16 protein-coding genes are annotated in these 16017 nt (G+C 53.1%); all 16 read left to right on the forward strand.

What is annotated here, in order from left to right:
• Positions 1–151: 151 nt before the first annotated feature.
• The 16 genes from rimP to NSQ46_RS11460 all read left to right on the forward strand — a co-directional run bounded on the left by rimP (position 152) and on the right by NSQ46_RS11460 (position 15943).
• The gene (gene rimP, locus NSQ46_RS11385; protein WP_007128714.1) at positions 152–613 is read left to right on the forward strand and encodes a ribosome maturation factor RimP; all 462 of its coding nucleotides are present in this window, start codon (positions 152–154) and stop codon (positions 611–613) included.
• A 32-nt stretch (positions 614–645) separates the two neighbouring features.
• Positions 646–1743, forward strand: coding sequence for a transcription termination factor NusA (gene nusA / locus NSQ46_RS11390; RefSeq protein ID WP_007128713.1), 1098 nt, complete (start codon positions 646–648; stop codon positions 1741–1743).
• A 28-nt stretch (positions 1744–1771) separates the two neighbouring features.
• Positions 1772–2083: a YlxR family protein gene (locus tag NSQ46_RS11395; RefSeq protein WP_342576769.1), complete on the forward strand. Its 312-nt coding sequence runs from the start codon at positions 1772–1774 to the stop codon at positions 2081–2083.
• Positions 2076–2399 carry a YlxQ family RNA-binding protein gene (locus NSQ46_RS11400; protein WP_028405664.1) on the forward strand — a complete coding sequence of 108 codons (324 nt, stop codon included), beginning with the start codon at positions 2076–2078 and terminating at the stop codon, positions 2397–2399. The genes NSQ46_RS11395 and NSQ46_RS11400 overlap by 8 nt, the downstream gene beginning before the upstream one ends.
• Positions 2392–4992, forward strand: a complete 2601-nt coding sequence (infB, locus tag NSQ46_RS11405; RefSeq protein ID WP_342576770.1) for a translation initiation factor IF-2 — start codon at positions 2392–2394, stop codon at positions 4990–4992. The genes NSQ46_RS11400 and infB overlap by 8 nt, the downstream gene beginning before the upstream one ends.
• Before the next feature lie 18 nt (positions 4993–5010).
• Positions 5011–5364, forward strand: a complete 354-nt coding sequence (rbfA, locus tag NSQ46_RS11410; RefSeq protein ID WP_007128709.1) for a 30S ribosome-binding factor RbfA — start codon at positions 5011–5013, stop codon at positions 5362–5364.
• Positions 5365–5393: 29 nt separating this feature from the next.
• Positions 5394–6371, forward strand: a complete 978-nt coding sequence (locus NSQ46_RS11415) for a bifunctional oligoribonuclease/PAP phosphatase NrnA (RefSeq protein ID WP_028405662.1) — start codon at positions 5394–5396, stop codon at positions 6369–6371.
• Entirely contained in the window at positions 6368–7282 is a 915-nt protein-coding gene (truB, locus tag NSQ46_RS11420) for a tRNA pseudouridine(55) synthase TruB (RefSeq protein WP_342576771.1), read from the forward strand. The genes NSQ46_RS11415 and truB overlap by 4 nt, the downstream gene beginning before the upstream one ends.
• A gap of 31 nt (positions 7283–7313) precedes the next feature.
• Complete coding sequence (locus NSQ46_RS11425) at positions 7314–8267, forward strand: bifunctional riboflavin kinase/FAD synthetase (RefSeq protein WP_342576772.1); 954 nt, start codon at positions 7314–7316, stop codon at positions 8265–8267.
• Between the two features lie 169 nt (positions 8268–8436).
• A complete protein-coding gene (rpsO, locus tag NSQ46_RS11430; protein WP_006211281.1) occupies positions 8437–8706 on the forward strand; it encodes a 30S ribosomal protein S15 in 270 nt (89 codons plus the stop codon).
• Between the two features lie 414 nt (positions 8707–9120).
• Complete coding sequence (gene pnp / locus NSQ46_RS11435) at positions 9121–11214, forward strand: polyribonucleotide nucleotidyltransferase (protein ID WP_007128705.1); 2094 nt, start codon at positions 9121–9123, stop codon at positions 11212–11214.
• 189 nt (positions 11215–11403) lie between these two features.
• On the forward strand, positions 11404–12402 hold the full coding sequence (locus NSQ46_RS11440; RefSeq protein WP_028405658.1) for a polysaccharide deacetylase family protein: 999 nt from the start codon (positions 11404–11406) through the stop codon (positions 12400–12402).
• Between the two features lie 107 nt (positions 12403–12509).
• Positions 12510–13778 carry a pitrilysin family protein gene (locus NSQ46_RS11445; protein WP_007128703.1) on the forward strand — a complete coding sequence of 423 codons (1269 nt, stop codon included), beginning with the start codon at positions 12510–12512 and terminating at the stop codon, positions 13776–13778.
• Positions 13753–14199, forward strand: coding sequence for a dUTP diphosphatase (gene dut, locus NSQ46_RS11450; RefSeq protein WP_208604280.1), 447 nt, complete (start codon positions 13753–13755; stop codon positions 14197–14199). The genes NSQ46_RS11445 and dut overlap by 26 nt, the downstream gene beginning before the upstream one ends.
• Positions 14200–14456: 257 nt before the next feature.
• Positions 14457–15356, forward strand: coding sequence for a dipicolinate synthase subunit DpsA (dpsA, locus tag NSQ46_RS11455; protein ID WP_007128701.1), 900 nt, complete (start codon positions 14457–14459; stop codon positions 15354–15356).
• Entirely contained in the window at positions 15353–15943 is a 591-nt protein-coding gene (locus tag NSQ46_RS11460) for a dipicolinate synthase subunit B (protein WP_007128700.1), read from the forward strand. Before dpsA ends, NSQ46_RS11460 begins: the two co-directional genes overlap by 4 nt.
• Positions 15944–16017 lie beyond the last annotated feature (74 nt).

Consider the following 16017-nt stretch of genomic DNA (forward strand, 5'->3'; position numbering starts at 1 on the left):
CCTTGACAGTCAAGGAGTCATACTTGTCACTATTACCAGACTATGTTATAATTTTTTTGGTAATCATGGAGATAAAACCGTTGTGTAAAGAGTGGGGCAACCCACTCTTTACTCTTTGGTATATAGGAAATCAACTTGGAGGTTATGTTCTTTGAGCACATCAAAGATTAAAACGACTGTGGAAGAAATGGTGCAGCCGTATCTGGATGAACACGGCTTCGAACTGGTCGATGTGGAATACGTAAAGGAAGGAAGCAGCTGGTTCCTGCGTGTGTTTGTAGATAAAGAAGGCGGCATTGATATTGACGATTGCGGAGTAATCAGCGAATATCTGAGCCAGAAGCTGGATGAGAACGATCCGATTCCGACCGCTTATTTTCTCGAGGTTTCCTCTCCGGGCGCCGAACGTCCGCTTAAGAAGAAGGAGGACGTCGCCAAGGCTGTCGGCAAGAACGTATTCGTTACGGTATACGAGCCGATCGACGGGCTGAAGGAATTCGAGGGCAAGCTGGAGTCCTTCGAGCAAGAAGAGCTTGTTATTCAAACGGGCAAGAAACAGCACGTTATTCCATATGCAAAAGTAGCCAGCGCCAGATTGGCCATCATTTTTTAGACGGAAGTTTTGAAAGGGGGAACCGATTTTCAATGAGTATGGATTTTATTGAAGCGATGAACGAGCTGGAGAGAGAGAAGGGCATCAGCAAAGATGTGTTGTTTGAAGCCATCGAGGCTGCGCTGATCTCGAGTTACAAGCGTAACTTCAACACTGCGCAAAATGTCCGTGTAGACATGAACCGCAATACCGGCGTCATCAAAGTGTTTGCACGGAAGCTGATCGTTGAAGAGGTTCTGGATCCGCGGACGGAAATTTCGCTGCATGCGGCACGCGAAATCAATCCGCATTTCCAGCTCGAGGATATCGCCGAGATCGAGGTAACGCCTCGCGATTTCGGTCGAATCGCGGCTCAGACGGCGAAGCAGGTCGTTACGCAGCGCATTCGGGAAGCCGAGCGCGGCTTGATCTACAGCGCGTTTATCGACAAGGAAGACGATATCGTCACCGGTACGCTGCAGCGCCAGGACCTTAGAAACATCTACATCGACCTCGGGAAGATCGAAGCCGCGCTTCCGCTTACGGAGCTGATGCCGAACGAGAAGTTCAAGCATGGCGATCGGATCAAGGCGTATATCACGAAGGTCGAGAACACTACGAAAGGTCCGCAAATCATGCTCTCCCGCACGCATCCGGGGCTGCTCAAGCGCCTGTTTGAGCTGGAGGTTCCGGAAATTTTCGACGGCGTCGTCGAGATCCGTTCGGTTGCGCGTGAAGCGGGCTACCGCTCCAAGATTGCGGTTTACTCTCGTAATGAAGAGGTCGATCCGGTAGGCTCCTGCGTTGGCCCGAAAGGGATGCGCGTTCAGACGATCGTGAACGAGCTCCGCGGGGAGAAGATCGACATCGTCCGCTATTCCGATTCGGTTGAGGAGTACGTGGCCAACGCCCTCAGTCCTTCGAAAGTGCTTGAGGTTCAAGTGTTCGAGGATGAGAAGATGGCCCGCGTCATTGTTCCCGACTACCAGCTCTCACTGGCCATTGGCATCAAGGGCCAGAATGCGCGCCTTGCAGCTAAATTGACAGGCTGGAAGATCGATATTAAGAGCGAAAGCCAGGCGGAGCAGGAATTTGGCAGACCAAAATCCCAATCCGGTGAAATGCACCAGGATTCCGTCTCCGTGGATTAATTCCGAAACAAGCGGGGGGGTAAGCGTCTTGAAACAGAGAAAGATACCGCTGCGTAAATGTGTGGCATGTCAGGAAATGATGCCGAAGAAAGAGCTGATCCGGATTGTCAGAACGCCCGACGAGGCGGTCATGATTGATCTGACCGGCAAAAAGTCGGGCCGCGGCGCTTATCTATGCGGCAAAGTTTCCTGCTTCAAGCTTGCACAAAAAAATAAAGCTTTGGATCGAGCGTTGAAGCAGCAAGTGAAACCCGAGATCTATGAACAATTGGCCCAGGATTTCATCAAGGTTGAGGATGAATTCCTGGCTGCTAAAGAGCGTGCAGCCGATGATGAATAGGGCGCTTTCTCAGCTCGGCCTGGCCATGCGGGCCGGCAAGGTGGTTACGGGTGATGAGATCGTGCTCAAAGCCATCCGGTCTTCAGAAGCAAAGTTGGTTATTCTTGCGGGTGACGCCTCAGATAATACTAAAAAAAAGTTCCGCGACAAATGCGGTTCTTATAACATCCCTCTGGTAATCGGATTTGACCGGGAAAGTCTGGGCACAAGTGTAGGTAAACCCGAGCGGGTTGTGCTGGCCGTTACGGATCAAGGATTCGCAGAAATGATCTCCAGAACAATGGAGACAATGTCGGAGGTGGAGTATATTGAGTAAACAAGAAAACAAAGACAATAAACTTCGCGTATATGAATACGCGAAATCGCTGAATATGAGCAGTAAAGAAATTATAACGATCCTTAAGCGTTTGAACATTCCGGTTAACAACCACATGAGCGTCATGGAGAACGATACGGTATCCAAAGTTGAGCAGTTCTTTAAGGATATCAAATCGAATGCGGCAGCCAAGCGTGACGGTGCGGACGCTTCCCGCGGCGAGAGCCGCAAGCCGCCCGTGTCGGTTGCTTCCAACTCTTCCGCTGCTGATGCGAAAGTAAGCAGCGGGCAAGACGGCTCTCGAAATGCAGGTCAGCGCGGTCAAGGTCAAGGTCAACCCAAAAAACAACAGGAAAAGCAGGTAGGTATGAATAGTAGAAATCATCAAAATAACCAGAACACATCCGGTTCCCAGCGTCCACAAGGACAGGGACAGGATTCTCGCAGAAACCAATCAGGCCCGGCTCAAGGAAGCCAGAACCAAAATCGCAGCAACCAGGCACCAAGACAAGGTGGAACAGCAACTGGCTCCCGTCCGCAAGGCGGTACAGCAACCGGCTCCCGTCCGCAAGGCGGAGGTCAAGGCGGTGCTCGTCCGCAGAACAACGGCGCTCAAGGCGCTTCGCGTCCGCAAGGCAGAACGGGACGCAATGACTCCGGCAGCCAGAACAACAGCAACGGTCAAAACAACCGGGGCGGAAGAAACAATAACAACAACAATTCCAAGCGGTTTGATGATAACAACCGCCAGGGCGGTTTCCGCGGCAACAATCGCGGTGGGAAGAATAACCGCGGACGGAACCAGAACAACCAGCAGCCGCCTCGTGAGAAAATCGACAACACGCCGAAGAAAATTATCGTCCGTGGCGACATGACCGTCGGTGAAACGGCGAAGCTGCTTCATAAGGACGCTTCCGAAGTCATCAAGAAGCTGATTTTCCTCGGCGTGATGGCCACGATCAACCAGGAGCTGGACATCGAGACGATTCAGCTGCTTGCAGGGGAGTTCGGTGTCGAGGTTGAAGTGAAGATTCCGGTGGAAGAAGACCGGTTCGAGACAGTCGAAGAGAATGACGCGCCTGAAGATTTGAAGGAGCGCCCTCCGGTCGTTACCATCATGGGTCACGTCGACCACGGTAAAACGACGCTGCTGGATGCGATCCGTTCCACGAACGTGAGCGGCGGCGAAGCCGGCGGCATCACACAGCACATCGGTGCTTATCAAGTTGAAATCAACGGCAAGAAGATCACCTTCCTGGATACGCCGGGCCACGAAGCGTTTACCGCTATGCGTGCACGCGGTGCGCAGGTTACGGATATGACGATTATTGTTGTCGCAGCCGATGACGGCGTGATGCCGCAGACGGTAGAAGCGATCAACCATGCGAAGGCGGCAGGATTGCCGATCATCGTGGCCGTGAACAAAATCGACAAACCGTCTGCCAACCCGGATAAGGTGAAGCAGGAGTTGACCGAATACGAGCTTGTGCCGGAGGAATGGGGCGGAGATACGATCTTCGTTAACGTTTCGGCAAAACAGCGCATGGGTCTCGAGGATCTGCTCGAAATGATTCTGCTTGTTGCCGAAGTGAATGAATACAAAGCCAATCCGGATAAGCGTGCCCGCGGTACGGTTATTGAGGCGGAGCTGGATAAGGGAAGAGGCCCGGTTGCACGTATCCTCGTTCAGCACGGAACGCTGAAAGTCGGCGATGCGTTTGTAGCGGGCAACTGCTTCGGCCGCATCCGTGCGATGGTGAATGATAAAGGGCGCCGCCTGAAAGAAGCCGGTCCATCCACGCCGGTTGAAATTACCGGTCTTACGGAAGTGCCGGGCGCAGGCGATCCGTTCATGGTGTTCGAGGACGAGCGCAAGGCGCGTTCGATCGCCGAGAAGCGTGCGGTCACGCAGCGTCAGTCCGAGCTTAACACGAATACCCGCGTAACCCTCGACGACTTGTTCAAGCATATCAAGGACGGCGAGATCAAGGATCTGAACGTGATCATTAAGGGTGACGTACAGGGCTCGGTTGAAGCCTTGAAGAGCTCGCTTAACAAGATCGAAGTGGAAGGCGTACGCGTAAAAATCATCCACAGCGGCGTCGGAGCGATCACGGAATCCGATATTATTTTGGCGGCTGCTTCCAATGCGATCGTCATCGGCTTTAACGTCCGTCCGGATGTTCAAGCAAAACAGACATCGGAGCAGGAGAAGGTTGACGTGCGTCTGCACCGTGTCATCTATAATGTAATCGAGGAAATTGAGCAAGCTATGAAGGGGATGCTCGATCCGGAATATAAAGAAACCGTGATCGGACATGCGGAAGTCCGCAACACCTTTAAAGTGAGCAAGATTGGTACGATTGCAGGCTGTATGGTTACTTCCGGAAAAATCTCGCGCAATGCCGAAGCCCGCTTGATCCGCGACGGCATCGTCATTCATGAGGGCAAGATCGATTCCCTCAAGCGTTTCAAGGACGACGCGAAGGAAGTGGCACAAGGCTACGAGTGCGGTATTACGTTGGCCAGCTACAGCGATGTGAAAGAAGGAGACGTCATCGAAGCCTTTATCATGGAGACGGTAGAGCGCTAATAAACGAGGTGATCAACGATGGCAAAAATCAGAACAGGGCGCGTAGGCGAGCAGATTAAGAAAGAGCTCAGCCAACTGATTCAGACTGAAATCAAAGATCCGAGAATCGGCTTCATTACCGTGACCGGCGTTGATGTGACGAATGACTTGTCACAAGCCAAGGTGTACTTGAGCGTGCTCGGTGACGAAGAACAGAAGGCAGCTTCCTTGAAAGGTCTGGAAAAGGCCACCGGCTTCCTCCGTTCCGAGCTTGGCAAACGGATCCGTCTCCGGCATGTTCCGGAGCTGATCTTCAAGTTTGACGAATCCATTGCCTATGGCAGCCGGATCGAGAAGCTGCTCAACGAAATCGGAGAGCGCGAAGAGAAATAATGCAAGTTCGTAAATAAAGGAGAGGGCGAATGCAGACCTATGAGCAAGAGCTGCAGCAGGTAAAGTCGTTTCTGCTGGAGCACGATGACTATTTGGTTGTGTCGCATGTTCAGCCCGATGGAGATGCAGTCAGTTCCACCCTTGCGGTGGGCTGGCTTCTCTCATGTCTGGGCAAGAAATTCACGATGATCAATGAAGGGCCGATCCCGAAACGAATGAACATGCTGTGGCATGCCGAGGATATTATCAACGGGTCGGAAGAGCTGCCGGATCGGACGTTTACGCATGTGATCTGCGTGGATTGCGCGGATTTTGCCCGGGTAGGGCACATCCGGACGTTGTTTGCCGAGAATGCCAGAATCGTGAACATCGACCACCACCCTACCAATGACCGGTACGGCTCCGTTAACCTGGTGCTGCCTCAAGCCGCCGCGACGGCAGAAATTCTGTATGACCTGTTGAATGTATGCGGGATCACCTGGGATGCCGAGATTGCTACGTCCGTCTATACGGGGCTTCTTACAGATACCGGAGGTTTCCGTTATACGAACACGTCGCCTAAAGTGATGAGCATTGCCTCAGAGCTGCTAGGTCATGGCGTTAACGGGCCGGAGCTCGCGGAGATCCTGCTGGAAGAGATGACTCTTCCCCAGATGAAAGTGCTTGTTGAAGCGCTGAATACGCTCCAGGTGTCGGAGGATGGAAAAATCGCATGGGTGCACGTTACCCCTGACCATATGGACCGCTGCGGTGCAGCCAGCGAGGATCTGGAGGGGATTGTCAATTATCCCCGCAATATTCAAGGCGTCGAGGTCGGAATCTTGTTTAAGCTTCTGAAATCCGGTATCGTGAAGGTTAGCCTTCGCTCCGCCGGAAAAGTCGACGTTGCCGCCCTTGCCCAAGGGTTCGGAGGCGGAGGCCATGTCCGGGCTGCCGGCTGCAGTCTGGAGGGGCCTTTGGAGGATGTTATCCCCCGCGTTGTGGAGCAGGTGAGACTACGGTTATGACAGAGTTGGAAGGTATTTTGGCCGTGCATAAGCCCGCCGGCTGGACATCGCATGATGTGGTAGCCAAAGTAAGAGGAATTGTCCGCATGAAACGGATTGGCCATACGGGTACGCTTGATCCGGAGGTTACGGGAGTGCTGCCCCTGTGTTTGGGCAGAGCGACGCGAGTCGTGGAGTATATGCAGGAACTGCCGAAGGAATATGAGGCTGTTCTGCGTCTTGGGTATGCTACGGATACGGAGGATGCCACGGGTACGGTCATTGAAGAGGCAGACAGCGTGCTGGTAACGAGGGAGGAAGCGGAGGAAGCGCTGCGTTCGTTTGTGGGTGAAATCTCCCAGGTTCCCCCGATGTATTCCGCCGTCAAGGTAAACGGCAAGCGTCTGTATGAGCTTGCGCGGGAAGGGAAGACCGTTGAACGCAAAAGCCGGACCGTCACCATTCATGAGATTGAGATGACCGGCTTTGACGCCAGCGGCGCCTATCCCGAAATATCGTTTCGGGTGCTGTGCTCCAAAGGTACATATATCCGCACATTGTGCGTTGATATCGGCCGCAAGCTCGGCGTTCCTTCCGTCATGGTTCGGCTTGTACGCACGATCTCGGCCGGCATTCCGGCAGCCGACTGCCTGACCCTTGAAACCATTGAACAGCTTATGAAGGAAGGACAGCTTCAGAATAAGCTGATTCCGGTCGACCGGGCGGTCTCCCATCTTCCGGCTCATACCGTATCGGATGAGAAAGCGGAAGCTGCCCTGCAAGGACAGCGCTTGTCCGCCAGAGCCGTGGAGCCTCTGGTTGAAGGCGACGAGCCGATCCGGCTCTATGACAGCCAAGGAAGCTTTCTTGGAATCTACAAGCGGCAAGCCGAATCAGGCGCGATCGTGCCAGTGAAGGTATTTTCAAGATAGTGCTTGTTCTAGTTGAATGGAGGTGAGAAACATGAGGATTGTATCGTTGTCCTACCCCATAAATCCGGAGAACGTATTGGAAGCCGGCGTGCCGAAGGTCGCGGCCATCGGACAATTTGACGGTCTGCATCTGGGTCATGAGAGCGTGATTTCGACGGCCGTCGGAATTGCGCGGGAGCAAGGGCTTCCTGCCGCTCTCATCACCTTCTATCCCCATCCTAAAGATGTGATCGGCAAAGGAAATTATGAGGGCTATCTTACTCCCCAGGCTGATAAGGAAAAGCTGCTGCAGGAGATGGGGATTGATATCCTGTACGTTGTGGAGTTCAACAAAGCGTTCTCCGAAGTCAGTCCGGAAGCGTTCGTATCGGACATGCTGCTCCCGCTCTCGCTGCAGACGGCCGTGGTCGGATTCGATTTCCGTTTTGGACATAAGGGAGCGGGAGATGCCGTCAAGCTTCAGGCATTAAGCGAAGGGGCGATGTCTGTCGTCACCGTTCCGCCATTCTTAGTGGATGGAGAGAAGGTAGGCAGCTCTTCTATCCGGATTGCCCTGCAGACCGGACAGCTCGCGGATGCTAACCGGTGGCTCGGCAGAAATTACAGCATTCGGGGAACCGTAATCCACGGCGAGAAGCGCGGAAGGCAGATCGGCTTTCCGACGGCGAATCTCGAGCTGACGGATCCGTACGTCATCCCGGCCCTGGGCGTGTACGCCGTGCGTGCCCGTTCGGATCAGGAGGGGGGCTGGATTGCCGGGGTCATGAACGTCGGTGTCAAGCCAACGTTCCATGAAGGCATCACGAAGCCGATCTTCGAGGTGCATCTTTTCGACTACAGCGGCGATTTATACGGTCAGGTCATGACGGTGGAGATGGTTCAATATATTCGGAAAGAGCATAAATTCGAATCGGTGCAGGAGCTTGTGGAGTGGATTCACCGGGATGCGGTCGAAGCCCGCAGGATTCTCAAGGACATGGAATAGGGCAGCACGCTTTTTCGATAAATTAGCGGATCGGATTTTCTTTTTTCGGAAAAGTATGCTATACTCTTAGAGGTTGCCCGGGATTCGGGCAATTTAACCTTGGCTTGGATGTTTGATCTCACCGTCGGTATCTGGGCCAACGGCGATTATGACGAAGGAGGTGAACAGGATGGCATTGACTCAGGAACGTAAACAACAACTGATTGACGAGCACAAAACTCACGAGTCCGATACAGGATCTCCAGAGGTGCAGATCGCTATCCTAACGGAAAACATTACGAACTTGACTGACCACTTGCGTACGCACAAGAAGGATCATCATTCCCGCCGTGGATTGCTGAAAATGGTCGGCCAACGCCGTAAGTTGCTTGCATACTTGAAAAACAAGGATGTAAAACGTTACAGTGCTTTGATCGAGAAGCTTGGATTGCGTCGCTAATCATCCATAGGATTTACCGAAAACAGCCTGGTTGTCCACTGTCCTTCTTGGAACGACAGCGGCACAACCGGGCTCTTTTCTAAGTATTATGGAAATTGCTTTCGTTTGCCCGCTTTCCTGTAAAGCCATGCTGTTATTCATAAGCCGAGGCTTTGCAGCGAAAGATATTCACATAGATATTGATATACCCGATTCGCCTTCCACAAGCTTTAAGCTTCTGCCGGCGTTTCCCGCTTTCGTCATCGAGTGTTCCAAGATGAGTTCGTTGTTTGTCGTACATAAGCTCGAGCAATAGAATCCAGTGAAACACTCCGATCGATCAAACGGGCGGCATTATTAAAGATGATGCTGTTTTTAGGCAATACTGAAAGCTAGAAGACGACAAAAAAATTTATCCCTATGAGGAGGGAATACATGGAAACTAGTGTTGAAATGCAGCTTGGCGGAAGACCTCTCGTACTCGAAACCGGTCGGCTGGCCAAGCAGGCAAATGCGGCTGTTATGGTCCGTTACGGCGACACGGCGGTTCTCTGTACGGTGACGGCTTCAAGTGAGCCGAAGGATTTGGATTTCTTCCCGTTAACGGTGAACTATGAGGAAAGATTGTATGCGGTTGGTAAAATCCCGGGGGGATTCATTAAGCGGGAGGGCAGACCGAGCGAGAAAGCAATCCTTGCAAGCCGCTTGACTGACCGTCCGATCCGGCCGCTGTTCCCGGAAGGCTTCCGCAACGATGTTCAGGTCCTTAATCTCGTCATGAGCGTGGATCAGGACTGCGAGCCGGAAATTGCCGCGATGATCGGTACCTCTGCAGCCCTCAGCATTTCCGATGTTCCGTTCAACGGACCGATCGGCGGCGTGGCGGTAGGACGAGTTAACGGCAATTTTGTCGTGAACCCTACAATTGCAGAGCAGGAAGCCAGTGACATTTATCTCGTCGTTGCAGGTACGAAAGACGCGATCATGATGGTTGAGGCCGAAGCGAATGAGGTTCCGGAAGAAGTGATGCTGGAAGCGATCATGTTCGGTCATGAGGAAATCAAGAAGATTGTGGCGAAGATCGAGGAATTGGTGGCCGTTGCCGGCAAGGAAAAGATGGAAGTGAAGCTCCATGCCGTAGACGAAAACGTCAATCGCGAGGTTCGCGAGTTTGCGGAGGCCCGCCTTGTCGAAGCCGTTCGCATTGAAGAGAAGCATGCCCGTCAGGATGCCATCGATGCGATTAATGAAGAGACTTATACCGTATTTGAGGAAAAGTATATTGAAACGCCGGAACTTTTGAAGGATGTTAAAGAGGTTCTTCACGACATCGTGAAGGAGGAAGTCCGTCGTCTCATTACGCATGACAAGGTTCGTCCGGACGGACGCGGCCTGTCCGAGATTCGTCCGATCGAATGCGACACGGGTCTGCTTCCAAGAACCCACGGCTCCGGCTTGTTCACGCGCGGTCAAACGCAAGCGCTCAGCGTATGTACTTTGGGTGCCCTCGGCGATGTGCAGATTCTTGACGGCATCGACCTGGAAGAGACCAAGCGCTTCATGCACCACTATAACTTCCCGCCGTTCAGCGTAGGTGAGGCTCGTCCCCTCCGCGCGCCGGGTCGCCGGGAGATCGGACATGGTGCTTTGGGTGAGCGTGCACTGAGCAAGGTTATTCCTAATGAAGCCGAGTTCCCGTACACGATCCGCCTGGTATCGGAAGTGCTTGAATCGAACGGATCGACTTCCCAGGCGAGCATTTGCGCAAGCACGCTGGCGATGATGGATGCCGGTGTACCGATCAAAGCGCCTGTAGCAGGTGTAGCCATGGGCTTGATTAAGGACGGAGAGCATGTATCCATTCTGACGGACATCCAGGGAATGGAGGACCATCTCGGCGATATGGACTTCAAAGTTGCCGGAACGCCGGATGGGGTTACCGCCATTCAGATGGATATCAAAATCGACGGCATTGACCGCGCGATTTTGCAGGAAGCACTCCAGCAAGCAAAGGAAGGACGCATGCATATCCTCGGCAAAATGATGGAGGTCATCAAAGAACCGAGAGCAAGCTTGTCCCAATATGCGCCTAAGATCATCACGATGCAGATCAATCCGGACAAAATCCGCGATGTCATCGGAGCCGGCGGCAAAATTATCAACAAAATCATTGAGGAGACCGGCGTGAAGATCGATATCGAACAGGATGGACGCGTATTTATCGCTTCTTCGAATGAAGAGATGAACCGCAAAGCCCTTACGATTATCGAAGGCATTGTGAAGGAAGTCGCGGTCGGCGAAATTTATACCGGTACCGTCAAACGGATCGAGAAGTTCGGCGCGTTCGTGGAAATTTTGCCTAATAAAGACGGGCTGGTTCACATTTCCCAGCTGTCGACCGAACGGGTGGCGAAGGTGGAGGATGTTGTTGCCATTGGTGACGTCATCACCGTTAAGGTCACGGAAATCGATCAGCAAGGACGCATTAACCTGTCGCGCAAAGCGGTATTGACTGCGGAAGCGAAGTAAGCGCGGGCCATAGCCTGAGCGTCCGAAATAGCAAATGAAGAAAGAGGCAGAACCTGATTCTGGCTCTTTTTTTGCGTCTAGCTCGCCACACACCCTCATACCGAGGCCGCAGCTCTACTTTTGGCTCATAATTCCGGAGCCCGGCACATAAAATGGGACAAAGCTGCCTGAGGGGGAGTGGGAGAGCCCATGAAAGATAAGAAAATCGCCGTGCTCCTGACCGGTACCGCATTGGTATCGGCTGCCGCCGTGTTCAGCGGCGCGTGGGGTTATGTGTCCGGACTTGAGCCCGCGGCAAATACAAAGCTCGTGAACAGCAGCAGTCTTACGGGAGCGGTAGTCGACGTGGAGCTGCTCAATCAGATTGAGGCTGCGGCTGCCAAGGAAAGAGTAGAGCCTGTTGACGCGAGAGTGGACAGAGTATGGGAGGCAATCCCCGGCTATAACGGACTTGAGGTCGATGTGGAGGCTACATATAATCTGGCCGTGAAGAACCGGGGGAAGGGAGAGGCCCTCCCGCTCGTATATCGTGAAATTCCGGCCAAAGTAACGCTAAACGACCTGGATCTTGCATCTCACCCGATCTATCGGGGGAACCCGAATAAACCGATGGTGTCGCTCATGATTAATGTTGCCTGGGGCAACGAATTTCTGGAGCCCATGCTGAATACGCTCGATGAGGAAAATATCAAGACCACCTTCTTCCTCGACGGCAGCTGGCTCAAGAAAAATCCGGAGCTTGCAGGCGAGATTGTAAAGCGGGGCCATGAAGTCGAGAATCATGCTTTCACCCATCCCAACATGAGCCGTCTAAGCAGGGAACGCGCCGATCTGGAGATTGCGAAAACGCAGGAGCTCCTTAAGACCAGTTTAGGGGTGGAAAATAAATGGTTTGCGCCCCCTTCCGGCGATTTCAACAAGCAGACGGTAGCGATCGCCCATGCCCGGGGGCTGAAAACGGTGCTGTGGACGCTTGACACCGTGGACTGGCAGCATCCTGCGCCGGAAGCGGTCGTTCAGAAAATAAGCAGCAAGGTCGAACCGGGCTTCCTCATTCTCATGCATCCAACAGACTCCTCCTCGAAAGCGTTGAAGGGCATGATTGACGGGATACGGGCCAAGGGTCTATCGATCGGCACGGTCAGCCAGACGCTTTCGCCTGACCGGATCATGCCGGGCGGAACCTAGAAGTCCAGGGTGTTGTGGCACATGGTAAAGTTTGATAGAATGAATGGATGGCATGAGGCTGTTGGTCAGCTGAAATGAACCTGGATGGACAGTTAGGGGGGCCTTGCGTGAAAAAAATACAATTGTCAAACGGCCTGCGTGTGGTTATGGAGAGCATCCCCACAAGTCGTTCGGTATCCTTCGGCATCTGGGTGAAGACCGGATCCCGTAATGAGACGCCGGAGATCAATGGGATTACGCATTTTATAGAGCATATGATGTTCAAAGGGACGGAGCGGTTTGACGCCCGTGCGATTGCCGAGCAGTTCGATGCGATCGGTGGAAACGTCAACGCGTTCACGGCTAAAGAGTATACCTGCTATTATGCTAAGGTATTGGATGAGCATTTTCCGATTGCTGTCGATGTTCTCTCCGATATGTTCTTCAACTCCAAGCTGGATGCGGAAGAGCTGGCCAAGGAGAAAAATGTAATCCTGGAAGAGATCGCCATGTATGAGGATACGCCGGATGATCTGGTGCACGACCTGATGTCAACGGCCGTTTATGGCGATCACCCGCTCGCATTTCCGATCCTTGGTACGAAGGAACGGCTGGAAGCGATGGATTCCGATGCGCTGCGCGCTTACATGGAACATCACTATACGATCGAGAATACGGTCATTGCGCTTGCCGGAAATATCAATGAAGGAACGATCGAGCTGCTGGAGCGGCACTTCGGCGGATTTTCCAATCGCCGTGCGCCCCAAGCCCTTGAGGTGCCGTCATTTCTGGACGGCGTCCAGTTCCGGAAGAAGAAGACCGAGCAGAATCATATCTGCATGTCGTTCCCGGGCTGCTCGATCGGCGAGGATCTGCAATATGCAATGGTGCTTCTGAACAATGCCATCGGCGGTGGAATGAGCTCGCGGCTGTTCCAGGAAATCCGGGAGAAGCGGGGGCTCGCTTACTCGGTATATTCCTATCACAGCTCCCATGCGGACAGCGGCATGTTCACCATCTATGCGGGCACGGCGCCCAAGCAGACGAAGGACGTGCTGGATTTGACGATCGAGATGCTGCATGATCTGGCAACGAACGGAATGACGGAGCAGGAGCTCAAGAAGGGGAAGGAGCAGCTGAAGGGAAGCCTCATCCTTAGTCTGGAGAGCACCAGCAGCCGCATGAACCGGCTTGGCAAGAACGAGCTGATGCTGGGCCGGCATCACACCCTTGATGAGCTGATCAAGCGCATTGAGCAAGTAAGCATGGAGGATGTGAATGCCGTCCTCGACCGAATGTTTAATACTCCATATGCACTCGCGATGGTTGGAACCTCAGACAAAGCATTGAATGGACTTAGGAGGAATGAATTTGTTGCACTACGTTCAAATCCATAGATTACCCGGTAATGAAGATGTGAAGCTGCCTGTGAAAATGTCCGAGCTCGCTGCAGGCTTCGACCTGCATGCCGCTGTACCGGAGCCGGTCGTTCTGCAGCCCGGCGAGCGCAAGCTGATCCCGGCTGGCTTTGCAATGGCCATGCCGGCAGAGCTGGAGGCCCAAATCCGCCCTCGCAGCGGACTGGCGTTCAAGCACGGGATTACCTGCTTGAATTCGCCGGGCACCATCGATGCCGACTATCGCGGCGAAGTGAAGGTGCTGCTCATCAATTTGGGACAAGAGCCATTTACGATCGAGCGGAACGAGCGGATAGCGCAAATGGTATTTCAGACCGTCCCTGCAGTCGCCTTTGCCGAGGTGGAAGAGCTGTCCGAAACCGTTCGCGGTACGGGCGGATTTGGACACACGGGGAAATAGGCTCGCGTTTACGAGCTCTACACATCGAATTGGAAAGGTCGTTTTGGCTGATTAGCCAAGGCGGCCTTTTTTGACGTTGCCAAGGACATCCCCGGTTTGTCGCGTCCTCCGTGCGACGTGACCATAGGGCCGAAACCTCGCTTCCCGCAGCGTAAGGGGCTATCCAACGCGTTACATGGATAATTCGCTCACCACCTTATGGGCCGCAGCATAAGATGGTCTATACATTGGTTAGAAAGAAAGGAGCGACGCCTTCCATGCTGACTGGAGTCCGGACCGTCTTCGTTGGAGGAGACGCAAGGCAAATTGAAGTGATCCGCAAGTGCGCCGAGATGGATGCTTCCGTCATGATCGCGGGCTTTGAGAAGCTGCAGGATTCATTCCAAGGGGTTACGCGCGAGACGCTTTCCACCGAGCTGATGGCGGATGCCGATGCCCTGATTTTGCCGGTAGTGGGCTGTGATGATGAAGGACGTGTCAGCGCATTGTTTTCGGAAGGTCCATTACGGCTGCAGGAGGATCATATTGCCGCTATGCCGAAGCACGGAGTCGTTTATACCGGCATGGCCAAACCTTATTTACGATCGCTGTGCGACAAATATAACATCAAGCTGGTGGAAATATTTGAGCGGGACGATGTAGCGATCTACAACTCCATCCCGACGGCAGAAGGAGCGCTGATGATGGCGATCCAAAATACCGATTTTACGATTCATGGATCCACGAGCATGGTGCTCGGCATGGGCCGGACGGGATTTACGATGGCGCGGAGCCTGCAGGGGCTCGGTGCGAATGTCATGATGGGCGTACGGAAATCGGAGCATTATGCCAGAGCGGAGGAAATGGGCTGGAAGCCTTTTCTCATAAAGGATTTGGGGACTCACGTAGCCGGCATTGACTTGCTTTTTAACACGATTCCAACTATGATAGTCACAGCACAAATCATCTCGAAAATGCCTCGGGAGGCCGTTATCATCGATCTCGCCTCCGCACCCGGCGGATGCGATTTTCGCTATGCCGAAAAACGGGGTATCAAAGCCATGCTCGCACCCGGACTACCCGGAATCGTGGCTCCTAAGACAGCCGGCATCATTATCGCCAATGCGCTGGTGGAGCTGATTTCTGAAGAAATCAAGATTCGGGGGGATGCGAAATGAATTGGAATGGAAAAACGGTGGGCTATGCCCTGACGGGGTCCCACTGCACGCTGGAAGAAGTGATGCCGCAGATCGAGCGTTTCAAATCGGGCGGAGCGAATGTGATTCCGATTGTATCGAGCACCATCATGACGACGGATACCCGATTTGGGACATCGGAAAATTGGCAGAAACAGTTGAAAGATATAACCGGGAATGATATTATTTCTACGATTGTTGAGGCGGAGCCGCTTGGACCTTCCAAGCTTCTTGATGTGCTGGTCATTGCACCTTGCACAGGGAATACGACCAGCAAGCTGGCGAACGCGATGACGGATAGCCCTGTTCTGATGGCTGCCAAGGCGCAGATGAGAAACTGCAGACCGCTCGTGCTTGCCATTTCAACAAATGATGGACTGGGACTGAATGCAGCCAATATCGCCAAACTGCTGGTTACGAAGAATATATATTTCGTTCCGTTCGGCCAGGATAACCCGCAGCAGAAGCCGAACTCGCTCGTGGCGAGAATGGACCTGATACCGGAAGCCTGCTACGCGGCGTTGGAAGGAAAACAGCTGCAGCCAATGCTCGTGGAATACGCTCATTAATACGATAAGCATCATTTAGAACCTTAACATTCGAAAAACAGCAGACCATGGAGTTTTGCTGAAATCAACCTGCA

Origin of the sequence: Paenibacillus sp. FSL M8-0142, assembly GCF_038597315.1 — a bacterium.
Classification (GTDB): domain Bacteria; phylum Bacillota; class Bacilli; order Paenibacillales; family Paenibacillaceae; genus Paenibacillus_AQ; species Paenibacillus_AQ lactis.

Bases quoted from the DNA above. Each gene is read 5' to 3' on its own strand.
- nusA (WP_007128713.1), top strand. From the start codon at position 646: ATGAGTATGGATTTTATTGAAGCGATGAACGAGCTGGAGAGAGAGAAG.
- NSQ46_RS11400 (WP_028405664.1), top strand. From the start codon at position 2,076: ATGAATAGGGCGCTTTCTCAGCTCGGCCTGGCCATGCGGGCCGGCAAG.
- rbfA (WP_007128709.1), top strand. From the start codon at position 5,011: ATGGCAAAAATCAGAACAGGGCGCGTAGGCGAGCAGATTAAGAAAGAG.
- NSQ46_RS11415 (WP_028405662.1), top strand. From the start codon at position 5,394: ATGCAGACCTATGAGCAAGAGCTGCAGCAGGTAAAGTCGTTTCTGCTG.
- truB (WP_342576771.1), top strand. From the start codon at position 6,368: ATGACAGAGTTGGAAGGTATTTTGGCCGTGCATAAGCCCGCCGGCTGG.
- NSQ46_RS11425 (WP_342576772.1), top strand. From the start codon at position 7,314: ATGAGGATTGTATCGTTGTCCTACCCCATAAATCCGGAGAACGTATTG.
- rpsO (WP_006211281.1), top strand. From the start codon at position 8,437: ATGGCATTGACTCAGGAACGTAAACAACAACTGATTGACGAGCACAAA.
- pnp (WP_007128705.1), top strand. From the start codon at position 9,121: ATGGAAACTAGTGTTGAAATGCAGCTTGGCGGAAGACCTCTCGTACTC.
- NSQ46_RS11440 (WP_028405658.1), top strand. From the start codon at position 11,404: ATGAAAGATAAGAAAATCGCCGTGCTCCTGACCGGTACCGCATTGGTA.
- dpsA (WP_007128701.1), top strand. From the start codon at position 14,457: ATGCTGACTGGAGTCCGGACCGTCTTCGTTGGAGGAGACGCAAGGCAA.
- NSQ46_RS11460 (WP_007128700.1), top strand. From the start codon at position 15,353: ATGAATTGGAATGGAAAAACGGTGGGCTATGCCCTGACGGGGTCCCAC.